This is a genomic window from Candidatus Poribacteria bacterium, assembly GCA_026706025.1.
Classification (GTDB): Bacteria; Poribacteria; WGA-4E; order WGA-4E; family WGA-3G; genus WGA-3G.
Genome location: JAPOZO010000056.1, coordinates 222,260 through 235,450, shown reverse-complemented (window position 1 = coordinate 235,450; position 13,191 = coordinate 222,260). Strand labels below are relative to the sequence as shown.

Below are 13,191 nucleotides of genomic sequence, written 5' to 3'. Positions count from 1 at the left end.
ACTACGAACCGGTTTTTCAAAAATGGTATGCGAAACTTCTGACCTCTGACTGCTGAGAGAGACCGACTGCCGACGGAAACTGACAACTGATAACCGACAACTATTTTCTAATGGAGATAAAATATGACCTTTGAAGAAAAACTCGCAAAACTGACCGAGATCGTTGATAAACTTGAGGCGGGCAACGAACTGCCACTTGAGGATTCTCTCAAACTCTTTGAGGAAGGTGTCGGTTTAGTTTCATCGTGTCGCGAGATGCTCGAAAACGCAGAACAGCGCATAGAAAACGTCCTCGAAACAGATAATACATAAACAATAGGATTAAAAACCATGTTCTTAGAAAAAATTAATGGACCCGCTGACCTGAAAAAACTGGAGATTAGCGAGCTTGAAGTGCTGGCTGAGGAGATGCGCGCCTATCTACTAACCGTTTTATCCGAGCATCCGGGGCATTTCGCACCCAATTTCGGTACGATTGAGTTAGCGATAGCATTGCATAAGGTATTTGACACACCACGCGATAAAGTGATTTGGGATATCGGACATCAGGCGTATCCGCATAAATTACTGACTGGCAGAAGAGAATCATTTCCAACGCTCAGACAGACTGATGGCATCAGCGGATTTCTTAGCAGAGCCGAGAGTGAATATGACGTTTTTGGTGCCGGGCATTCGAGTACCTCTATCGCTGCGGCGTTAGGCATCGCGACTGCGCGAGATCTGATTAATGAGACTTACAAGGTCGTCGCTATCATCGGGGATGGTGGTTTAACGGGCGGTATGGCGTTTGAAGCGTTGAACGCCGCCGGTGACTTCAGGAACGATATGCTTGTTATCCTCAATGATAACAACATGTCTATCTCCGCGACGGTCGGTGCGTTCTCAAAACACTTTCACAAACTCACGAGTTCACCACAATATAACTTCCTCCGCTCTGGTGTCAAAGAGATGTTGAACTTAATTCCGGCAGATGCCAAGCAGATTGCCCGTAAAATTGAGGCTTCATTGAAACCGGGGACGCTATTCGAGGAATTCGGGTTCCGTTACTTCGGTCCGCTTGATGGAAACGATTTGGAGGCTCTCATCCCGGTGTTGACAGGTATCCGTAGGTTATTCGGTCCTATCCTGCTCCACATCGTAACCGAAAAGGGACGCGGCTACGCGCCAGCAGAAGAGGATCCAGTCGGCTTCTATAGTGTCAGCGGCCCCTTCAACCTGAAGACAGGGAAGACGCTTAAACCGAAACCGACGGTCCCCTCCTACACGGAAGTGTTCAGCCGAACGCTGATTGAATTAGCGAAACGCGACCCACGGGTCGTCGGCGTGACGGCAGCGATGCCGGGTGGGACGGGACTTGATAAGTTTGCGAACGCGTTTCCGAGCCGGTGTTTTGATATCGGACTCGCAGAGCAGTGCGCGGTTACATTCGCAAGTGGACTCGCAGCACAAGGGATGCGTCCTGTTGCTGCTATCTATTCTACTTTCCTCCAGCGGAGTTATGATCAGGTCTTACACGATGTCTGTATCCAAAACCTTCCAGTCATCTTCGCACTCGATAGGAGTGGACTTGTCGGCGCGGACGGTCCGACACATCACGGTGTTTTCGATTTCGCATATCTGCGTTCTATTCCGAACATGGTTGTGATGGCACCGAAAGATGAGAATGAGTTGCAATCTATGGTGAAGACCGCGCTTGCCTATGAAGACGGTCCGATTGCCTTCCGCTACCCGCGAGGCACAGGGGTCGGTGTAAAGATCGCAGCGGAACCACAAATCTTGCCTATCGGTGAAAGTGAGGTCGTCAGAGAAGGTGACGATGTGCTTGTCATCGCTATTGGTAACCGGGTTTACCCTGCCCTTGAAGCCGCGCAAACGTTGGAGGACCGAACCGGAATTTCAGTGACCGTTGTCAACGCGAGATTCGTGAAACCGTTAGATACTGCAACGATTCTGCCGCTTGCGGAACGCATCGGCAAGGTAATTACGATTGAGGACGGTGTAATAATGGGCGGTTTCGGCAGTGCCGTCTTGGAGGCACTCGCCGCAGCGGGGATCTCAAACGTGCAAGTTACAAACCTCGGTATCCCCGACGAATTTATTGAGCATGGTGATGTCAAGCACCTTCACGCGCTATACCAGTGTGATGCTGACGCTGTTGTTCGCGCCGCAGAGAAAATGACAGTATAGGGGCGAGGTCGCCTCGTCCCTACGGGTTGGGGGATTCAGTCTGGGAATAGACTGAATCCATTCCTTGTATTACATTCCCAACCCCTACGGACAAAAAAAATGCAACGGATAGATATTTTTTTGGTAGAGCAAGGCTTGGCGGAGAGCCGGGAGCAAGCGAAACGGCTTATCCTCGCCGGTGCTGTAACCGTTAACGGAGACACCAGAATTAAGCCCGGGCAGCGTGTTCCAGCGGATGCGAAGGTTGTTGTTCAGGCACCGCAAAGATATGTGAGTCGCGGCGGGTTCAAGTTGGAGAAGGCGTTATCTATCTTTGATGTGGATGTACAAGACCGAGTCGCGCTCGATGTCGGTGCATCAACGGGCGGATTCACAGACTGTCTCCTCCAACACGGTGCGAAATTCGTCTATGCCGTTGATGTCGGTTACGGGCAGCTCGCGTGGAAACTTCGGACGCATCCACAGGTTCAGTCAATCGAGAAAACGAACATCCGGCATTTAACCCCAACACTTTTAAGTAGGGGCTCGCCCCTACACGATAGCGATGATTTTATCACTATCGCTGTGATTGATGTCTCTTTTATTTCTCTGAGGACGGTGCTACCGAGTGTCATCAAGATTCTGATGCAGGGGAATAGTCGTCAGTCGTCAGTCGTCAGTCGTCAGTTAAGAGGGAGACCTTGTCAAAACGATCACCTTTTAACTGGAAACCGAAAGGTTTTTCGCAGAAAAACCGAACTGACAACTGATAACCATCCTTATGATATTATTGCCCTGCTTAAGCCGCAGTTTGAAGCCGGAAAAGCCCATGTGAAAAAGGGTGGAATTGTCCCTGATAAACAGGTGCACATCCAGACAATAGACAATCTCAGTGTTTTTGTCACGGAGAAACTCGGGGCTGCGGTGAGAGGGTTGACGTATTCACCGATCCACAAAGACATCGGAAATATTGAGTACTTGCTTTGGCTCACGATTGGACTTGACACGCAAGCGAGTGCGGTCAGAAAGGACGTTCACCCCCAGCAAACGACTGCTGAGGTAGTCGCGGCGGCACACGAATTTTTTTAATGCTATCAGCCGTCAGGGCGGTTTTTCTCTCACTGCAAGGCATGAAAAAACCTCTCAGCAGTCAGTTAAGAGCCGTTGGGATTACCGAAAATTGTTGAGTGAATCTAATCCCTCTTTGCTGATTGCTGACGGCTGACGGAAACCGATGGCTATTCTTGCTGACGGAAACTGATGGCTATTCCGGCCGATAGCCAGATAGGAAAACGAAGATGCAGAAAAGAATCCAGAAAATCGCTATTTTCCTCGGAATATTCATCATCCTTGTCCTCTGCGGGGGTTTTTTCTTTATCCGTTCAGATGCTTTTCTGAATTGGGCAGAAAAACGGCTCGCGATCGAACTTGAATATCGGCTAACAGACGATTATAAGGCAAGTGTTGGCGACATAAAAGGCAGTATCTTGGGCAATATTACGATCAACGGTATTACAATTTCCAAGCACGATACACCAGATACGCCGGTAATCTCTACAGAAAAAGTTGTCCTGAAATATAATCTACTGGGGCTGTTAACACGCGAATTTGAGGTGACACAACTTACTGTGACCAAACCACGACTTAGCGCGAAGTCTAACGCCGATGGCAGTGTTAATTTGGAACATATTTTCAGGGAAACTACAACACAAGGCCCTCCGAAATTCGCTTTAGCAATCGAACATATTGAATGTAATAACGGTATAATTGATTACATTGATACGCAACGCGATATTCATATAGAGATTACAGGTGTCTCTATTGACGCAGAGGGTCCCCTCGACACGTGGAATCACAAAGGTTATTTAAGAATTGATGCTGGCAGTCTTAAGTTCAACGGTTCTGAGACACTGATTGATACGTTTGAAGTGGATTTTCAGATTTTAGCCACGCTTAGCGAATTGGATCGCCTCCGATTAGAATTTGGCAATTCAAGCTTGGAAGTTACAGGTCATTTTCCGTACGGAGAAACGGTAGCCCCTTGGGATATAGTACTGGATTTACTGCAATTAGATGTTGCAGATGTAGCGCAATTTTTCGACGAAGACACCGAACTTGAAGGAATCGTAAAAGGTAGGATAACGGCAAGCGGAAACCGCGATTTAGCCTTCGCGACTGCCCTCTCTGTGGAAACACCGACATTTTCTATGACCCAATCGGAAAACGGTAGACAAATTGCCCTGACAGACCTAAAAATTGATGCCGATTTCAATTTACACCCGATCCCTACATTCACGCTAAAAACTTTCAACGCACAGATCGCTGACGGCACCTTGACCGGTAGCGGAAATATCGGACTCCAAAGCCGACCGGAAGGTGATGTTATTGCGCAGCTGCGACAACTGACAACATCCGCGTTTAACTATACAGGACAGGGGAAAGCAACAGATATCAAACTCATACCGCTGCTGTCGATGTTTGTTCAGCTCCCCGAATTCCTTGTAGATAGCACCGGACACCTCTCAGGAAACGCCACGTTCAACGGAAGTAGCACAGACCCTTCAACGCTCCATCTCAATAGCAAAATAGAAATAACAGAGACGGTCCTCAATACGATAACACTTGCGGATTCAACACTGCGTTGCCTGATTGATGCGGGTGAATTGAAAGTCGATGGCAACCTTGATGAAACCGAGATTAACATCACGGGTCCCTTCCCATTAGCGGATCAAGAGGCTTTAGACCTCCGGATGTCAGGTATTAACTTTGACGATTTGATGAAAATTGTCAACAGTGCGGATCTCGGTGGAACTGGAGAATACACAGCGAAGTTGTCGTTGGATGGCACCTTGGCAGGTTCTATGAAAATCCCGAACGCGAGTTTCAATGACATCCCGCTCGGCATTCTGGTAGGTAACCTTGATTATCAAGAGGGACAGGTATTCATTGAAAACGGTCTGCTCACTAAAAACACGATAAACGACCGCGTGACAGCGTATGAGAGCCGGGCCACAATTAGGGGTGTTGTAGATGTTGAAGGTAATTTCCCGGCGGAATTTAGCATCGTCGCAGCCCCCGTTTATGCCCAACACTATCGGAGAGTATTGTTAGGAGCAGACTATCCGGTAGACGGCGAAGCGAGAGGTGAACTCAAACTATACGGAACGCTGATTAATCTTGATGGCAGTGCCGATTTCAGTGTCACCAAGGGCGTGGCGTGGGGTATCCATTTGGATCCGCTAACGCTGCCGTTACGGATTGAGGATTACAACATCGATCTTCCCAACTGTGAGATAACCACCCGTGGTCAGAAGGTTACGCTCAATGTTTCAGTAGCCTCGAATGCTGATTACGATCTGTTGCTTGAAAGCGATGCCCCTGTGAGTTTCCAAGCACTTGCAAGCGCAGCAAACATCTCCGATTTCCCTTTTGGCGGGCAGTTTGATGTTCGGGTCGTCGGCACGCTCAAAAAACCGAAAAATACTGACTTTCAGGTTAAACTGGATTTCTCGGACATAACCTTCTTAGACAACGGGCGTGAGACTCATCACCCACTGGGTGATGCTTCCCTGCACGGCACACTCGTAGAACTGAAAAATGTTACGGGTGAACCGGATCGTTTTGATTTCACGGGAAGTGGGTTTAACGGTCAGATTCAGGGTTATGTTAGTATGGCTACCGACAACCCTTACAAATTCATAATGGAGAGCGAAGCACTTGAGGTTACACCGATTCTGCGCATCTTGCATCCCGCTCTTGAAGCGGTCACAGGGACTGCTAATGGACGCGCCGAAATCAAAGGAACAGTCGCAGCGCTTGCGCCAACGGATGAGGAAAATAGCCGTCAGCCATCAACCATCGGTTTCCATCAGCAAGAAAACCGCCTTGCTGAAAGCGATTCTTCCTTGAACATCAATCGATCTATAGATACTTTTGATAAGGCGCAAGTTGATAGTCAAAAACAGCGGATTTACCCTTACGATGTTGACATTACAATTGACACCAGCCAACTTTACTATGAAAATTCAACGGGACACAAGACCCCATTTACAAATGCCGGGCACATTCAATTGTCCCTCAAAGATGACAAATGGACGATTGATGCACTTTCTCTAAGGACGTTAGAAGACGAATCACCTTTTATGGAACTGACAGGGACCTATAACGCAAAGGGCGAGGTGATAGATTTTGAAGCGAAATCTGACGGGTTCGCGCTGGCACCTTTTGGCGCAGCGTTAGGGCTTCCGTCTGCTATGCTCAAAGTTGGGAGCGGTCGTTATACCTCAACAGTCACTGGCACCAGCAAACATCCGATAGTCGTTTTGGACTGGACAATCCCGACATTGGATTTAAAAACAGAAGTGGGTGATATTCGCATCAGTGATGCTGGCGGTGCGATCGCATACCGAGACAACTTAATGCGCCTTGAAAAGACTGCTTTGAAACTTTTGGGTAACGCTGTAGATATAAGCGGCGAGATAAACGTTCACCCAGAAGAGGTTAACAAGTCGCGGCTAAACCTCAGCGTCAACGCTCCGGATTTAGCACTCACGACGTTTAGCGACTTAATAGCGAAGGCTTCCGAAAATGGCATTAAGGGTGAGGATCTCACAGGCGGTGCGTTAGGGGTTTCAATAGACATCACAGGCACCCTTGCTGAAACTGTTATCGCCGTAAACGCGCAAACGGCACCCCAGCAACCGATTCGCCTCATGGCTAACGTAGCCCCGATCACACTGGAAAGCCTGCATGCGACTGCTACTCTTAATTCGGATGCCCTAAATGTCCGATCAATAGCGGCAGATGGACGGATCGGCGATGGCAGCTACACGCTCCAAGGAGATGCCTCGTTCTCAACGCAAGACGCAGAGGTTGCGATTGATGTGTCAGTATCTGACCTGGGGATTGCTGACTTTGCAACCGTGTTGTCAGGAGAAGTTCCACCCTTCCGCGGCACCGTTTCTGGATATGCGAACCTCAGCAGTAAAGGGCACCTGCGCCCAAACCTCGGAAGTCACTCGACACAGCCACTGCGTGGGGTGCTTCCGACAATCTCAATAACCGGTGAAGTGAGTGCGTTGAATTTTCAGGGCTATGGTATTAACTGTAGCAACACAGCACCGCTCCAATTCCAATCCGAACGAGGGGACCTTGTCGTGCGTCTCCCTTTAGCGCTGAAGTCGCCTGAAATGGTGACAACAGCAAACGTTAATATTACAGGCACTTTTGAGGCACCGGAGATTACAGCGGAATGGAACGGCGACATCAATGAGATGGAATGGAACGGAAAAGTCGAGTACCGTGATGAACGGATAACACTCGCAGGAATTGAGATAAAGAACCGTGCGGGTACGTCAACTATTACCGGTGTGATTCCGTTCAATTTAGGATTCACAGGGATAGACATATCGGATCGGTTTCCGGATGAACCGATTGATGTACATTTTCGGGGTAGTGAACTACCGCTTGAATTTTTCCCCGGCATTGATCTACTCTTTTCAGAGGCAGATGGCACGGTTGACATAGATTTAGCACTACAAGGTATAAGCAGCGATCCTTACATAACGGGGAGCGCATCGCTTGAGGCGGTGCAACTCCAACTGAAGAATTTCCATGAACCGATTCGGAACATGAAGATGAAGTTTAGTGCTCGCGAAGATACGATTGACCTTACAGAACTCAGATTCGATTTAGGGGCAGGTTCCTGTACGCTTCAACAGGCGCAATTGGCATTGGACGGATTAACACCTAAAGACTTCACGCTAATAGGATTGAAATTTGAATTATTCCCACTCGGCTCAACGGTTCAGCATGCCCTGCCGCCAGAAGTGTTGGAAGAAGTTGAGGGGCATCTGAGTACGACGCTCAATGAATTAACAATTCCTTTCAGTAGTTTTCTGACAAAAGGAGAAAATACCGCATTTCCACAAATCCAAAAGGTCCCTTCACTCGCAGATATTGTGGCAGTCGCAAACGCCAAACTATCCATTAACAGTGTCCGTTTCGCCTTTAAGGCACTGGATCAACCCTATAACTTCCAAAATCCGAGTTCCATTCAGGTCATGCTGAAGGCGGGAACAATAACTTTACCTAAAGCGTTTACCCTTGAAAATCAGTACACCTTTCCGGTCACGCAGACGTTTACGGCTGAAGATGAGAAGTTAGAAGATGTTGTCGGCAACGTATACACAGTTGAAGACGCAAAAACGACGCTCAGTATTGATGCCGGAAGTCAATGGTCGGTAAATGGAGAATTTAACACAGCCCTACGCCTCAAAAATTTCGATGTCTCGGCGGTAACTGACCTTTGGCCCGCGCCCTATCGGATTGTAGGTGCGCTGTCGGGAAGCCTACAGATAAGCGGTACCAGTGAAAATCCGAAGATAACTTTGCGACGACACCAGTCTGAACCCGCGGAACTCTACCTGCATGACATACCTATTGACCTGCGCTGGAGAATTCGGTACCAGAACGGGAAGTGGGAAATCTCGAAAAAACGGTATGTTGAAGCGACGTTCGGTGGAAATCTCCTTACTTTTTCGTGGACGATGCCTTATCACCTTGAGATAACGCCGTTTTTAGTGGCACTGCAACGGTCTCCAGAAGCAGTTTGGCACGAACTCCTACAAACAGAGATGGACGGTATCTTGGATATTACAGTCAATGATCTTGACATTCTACGCTACTTAGTACCGGGTCTGGAATCTCCTGCAGGGACGAGTCAAGTCTATGTCGTACTCAATGGGACGATGGAAACGCCACAAGTCGAAGGCGCTGTGCGTTTCGACGGTATAGGGTTTGAACTTCCCGAAGCCGGCATTCATGTTAAAGAGACAACAAGTAGAATTGCGTTATCAGAGCAAGGCGCGACTGTTGAGCAGCTTGAGGGTGTGTTGAACGATGGTCCTTTCTCGATGACCGGCAGCGTCAAGGCACCGCCCGATGGACGTGTATGGGAAAACCCACCGACGATGGATTTGCAGACCAGCATCTCATCCGCGCTTTTTGAACAACCCGGAAAGTATCAAATTCAACTCGGCTCTAATCCGACGCAATTACACCTACGCGGTGGATTTGATGATCCGTCTTTAACAGGCAATCTGAATATAAGTCAGGGGTATTATGAACAAAACTGGGAGGCAGTTGTCGATTGGTTCGCGGGGGCTTCCGTAAGCGAAGTCGATGTTATATTGGATTATCCGATTCTTCGCGATTTATATTTGGATGTTGATATTGATATCCCTGATAACTTTGATGTGCGCTCATCTATCACGGGCCCGACAGACATTGAAATTTCGAGTTCCGGCGGTAAACTCATCGGTCGGATTCAAAAGCCGGTTTTCAATGGAACTGTTTCGGTGCTGAGTGGTAAAATTGGACTTGTTCCACAGACCTTTGAATTTATTGAAGGCTCAAGAATTACGAACGGAAGTACGAGCGAATTTGATCCAGAACTCAACATCTCTCTCCGAACACCGGATCGTATTCGCGGTGTCCTGCCGAGGGATCAAAGCACCGTTGACCTTGAGATTACCGCGAGTCTGACTGGCACCTTAACGAACCCAGCGTTTGTGCTGAGCGCACCGAACGCGCCTGAAAACCTCTCACATGAGGAGATTATGACGTTTCTGATACGCAACGCTGCATTTTCGCGTGCCTTCTGGGGCTTCACGTTTAATTTTCACCGTCCGCATGATGAAGACGCGCGGTCTGTCAGCGCAGAATATCAACTGAGAAAAAACATGTCCATTAAAATTGAGAACAACGAAAAAGGCGAATACGGGGTCGGTTTTGAGATAAAGGGGCGTTTTTAATGGGCGCTGCAAATTATAACACATTCATAAATAGTGTGATTTGTCTTATCTTGATGTTCTGCTGTTTTTTTCCGCAATCTGTAGGGGCGAACGCACCCACGGAAACGTCAGATGATATAAGGGCGGAAAAGTTTGCGCTGCGCCAGGCGTTTGGGACGACGCGCATAGACAAAATTGCGTACTACATTGATGCAGAAGTTGTAGCCGAAACGACAGAACAATACGACACGCTCAGCAAGCAGACCTCGGTACGTGTTGGGGACAAATTGTCTCCGTACGCGATTCAACAGAGTATTAAGAGACTTTACGCGACACAGCAATATTCCCAAATTCAGATTTACGCACAAGAGCACCACAATGGCGTTGCGTTAACCTATCAACTCACATCTTTTGATCTCATTAAAGCCGTTGTCATTGCCGGTATTCCACCGAACCCATTCAGGTCTGCCATTGAAAATGCGGTAAAATCGAAGCCGGGCGGGAGGTATATCCCTGCGATTGCCAAAGCAGATATTATCTATATCAAACGGATTTGCAGAGACCATGGCTATTTTGACGCACAAGTTACGGTTGCCGATGTCCTTACCGAAAATGGCGTATTAACCTATCAGATAACCCCAGGTGCGTCGTCAACGATCAAAAGGTTGCAAATTCAGGGGAATTTCGCTATCTCAACCAACCGCCTCAAACGTGCGTGTGGCTTCAGCATACGCTATCCGGTTTATAACAAAGTTAATGTTGACAGTGATGTGGCAGCAATGGAAGCACTCTACCGTAAAAACAACTATCCGACTGCCACCATCGTGCCGACCTTTACACCTGAAACAGGGCTGTTGCAGTTTGACATCAATGAAGGTAAGCAGGTCGAGCTTAATTTTGTTTTGGGGACGGGTGAACTCTCTTTATCCGAACAAGATACCTTCAGAAAAGATATAGCCGAGGTGATAAGTCCGGGGGCACCCTCTCTGTGGGAAGGACGGATAAAAGCGTATTTCAAAGACGAAGGTTATCATGGGACGACTGTGCAGGAGAAAGCTTCGGATGCCTTCAGCGTTCAACTTACGATTAATCCTGGGAACCGTTATAAGGTTACGCGTGTATCTTTTTCTGGGAACCGCGCCTTTCCGGACGCGGATTTACTCCGAGAAATGACAGTAAAACCGACAGTCGGACTTCTGGGCAGTCTGCGACTCTCGAATCTTGTTGCCAGGTTCCTCTCGCGGCGAGAACAGAAACGCTTTTTCTATGAAGAAGACCTTGAGACAGATGAACATCGACTTGATATTTTATACGAGAGAGCGGGTTATCCTAACGCAGTCATCACAGCAACACCTAAAAAACACCCTTTAAACAGTGGAAACATTGGCGAAGTCACAATACACGTCTCTGTTGTTGAAAACCGAAAAGAGGTGATTCACCGCTGTACGATCAGCGGTAATCGCGCAATAGATACTGCTATGCTTCTGAAAGATTTGGAAAGCGAATTTCGGTTGCCACAACCGAATGCTGTGTTTGAAAGAACTGTCTACCAAGATGCAGTTCGCAATGCTTATCGTGAACGCGGATACATTAACGTCCAGGTTGATGACACCTACATCTCAGAAACGCCTGTTTTTGAAGTAGAAGGTAATTTTTCGGAATCTCTTTTGGAAGGGAACCTCCCTTTGGAAATCCGAGATGAATTTAAAAGGCACAATCTGACACTCGCGGGACTTTTCATAGCGACAAAGGTCGGTAACCGCTGGAGCATCCAAGATATTGAGGGCAATCCACGCTATACACTCAACCAGGAACCGACACATCTTGAGGTCTTTGAACACGGTATCCTCAATCTTGCTGTCGAGACAGAGGGTGAACAAGTAACATTCGGTAAATTCTATTTTCAAGGCGATACGGACATCGTGAAACAACACGTTCTCAAACGGGAAGTAGCCCACCTTAAGGCGGAGCTTTGGACATCTGAAAGATTGAGCCGTGCCTTGCAAAACCTCTCCGGGTTAGGGATTTTCCGCAGGGTTCACGCAGAACCACAAACCCCAAAAATAGAAGGCAACGATGGCCTAAAGACCACTGACGGAGAGAACCCTCACGCTATTCCGAGAACCTATGACGTTTTAGTAACAGTCGATAAGCAGCAACCGAGAACCTATAGTTATGGCGGTGGCTATAGTTTCGCAGAAGGTTGGTACGGGACGCTGGAGCTCACGGATAGCAACTTCCTTTTTAAACGGAACATCCGCGGGTACTTCCTCAGTAGATTAGGGTGGCGTGATGAATTAGGTTACCTTGTGGATGCGAGGCTCACCGAACCGTGGTTGATTGGCAGGACACGCGGCACCTTACGGTTATCTGCTAAGAAGTTAGAGATAGATGACAATGTTCGCGCCCTCCAAGGGAGTTTCATCCTCAGTCGGAAATTAGGCGCATCGCATCATTTGGATTTGCGATACAGTTACAGAGATTTGAACCAACCGGTGCCACCCATGGGGCAAGGGGCACCGATAGAGCTCCGTTTACCTGAAGAACAGAACCCATTCAGCACAATCGTGAGTAGTCTACGCTTCTCTTGGACTTACGACGGTCGTGTGCGCTATCTGAATCCGATAGGCGGCATGTTCAACGAGATGACACTTGAATACGCGGGTGGACTCTTGCAAGGCGAAACCAGTTTTATTAAAACGACGACAGATACTCGCTATTACCAAAAACTCATCGGCAGTTTTGTGTTAGCGACCGCGGTTCGATGCGGTGTTACTACAGGCTTGCGTTCAAACCGCCGCGCGGAACTTATCTCTTTTGAGCGGTTTTGGGCAGGCGGCAGCACGACGGTTAGAGGTTACGCCGAGCGTTCCCTCGGTCCCGAAGGTATCACAGGGATCTACCGTGGTGATGTCCAATTCATTTTTAATACGGAATTACGGTTCCCAATCTATTCGGTGGTCCGCGGTGCCTTCTTTTTCGATGCTGGCAACGTCTGGAATTCACTGGCAGATATTGAGCGTAGTTTAACGCGTTTGCCGTCCGCTGTCGGTGCTGGACTCCATTTGGATTTTGGGGCGTTCACATTCGGGCTTGACTATGCTTTTCCACTGGTCCCCGTTCCGAGTTCACCCGATACAAGAAGGGCACATGTCCGCCTCGGCAGTACTTTTTAATGGTTGTCAGTACGATTTTTTTCAAAAAATCTTTCAGTTATCGGTTATCAGTTAAA

5 protein-coding genes are annotated in these 13,191 nt (G+C 48.1%); all 5 read left to right on the top strand.

Translation table 11 applies throughout. The features are described 5' to 3' along the window. Positions 1–123: 123 nt before the first annotated feature. The 5 genes from xseB to OXH00_13585 all read left to right on the top strand — a co-directional run bounded on the left by xseB (position 124) and on the right by OXH00_13585 (position 13,135). Complete coding sequence (xseB, locus tag OXH00_13605; protein MCY3742046.1) at positions 124–312, top strand: exodeoxyribonuclease VII small subunit; 189 nt, start codon at positions 124–126, stop codon at positions 310–312. 18 nt (positions 313–330) lie between these two features. Then, on the top strand, positions 331–2,187 hold the full coding sequence (gene dxs / locus OXH00_13600; protein ID MCY3742045.1) for a 1-deoxy-D-xylulose-5-phosphate synthase: 1,857 nt from the start codon (positions 331–333) through the stop codon (positions 2,185–2,187). A gap of 99 nt (positions 2,188–2,286) precedes the next feature. Then, positions 2,287–3,255 carry a TlyA family RNA methyltransferase gene (locus OXH00_13595; GenBank protein ID MCY3742044.1) on the top strand — a complete coding sequence of 323 codons (969 nt, stop codon included), beginning with the start codon at positions 2,287–2,289 and terminating at the stop codon, positions 3,253–3,255. Positions 3,256–3,464: 209 nt separating this feature from the next. After that, positions 3,465–9,980, top strand: coding sequence for a hypothetical protein (locus OXH00_13590; GenBank protein ID MCY3742043.1), 6,516 nt, complete (start codon positions 3,465–3,467; stop codon positions 9,978–9,980). After that, complete coding sequence (locus tag OXH00_13585) at positions 9,980–13,135, top strand: BamA/TamA family outer membrane protein (GenBank protein MCY3742042.1); 3,156 nt, start codon at positions 9,980–9,982, stop codon at positions 13,133–13,135. Before OXH00_13590 ends, OXH00_13585 begins: the two co-directional genes overlap by 1 nt. Positions 13,136–13,191 lie beyond the last annotated feature (56 nt).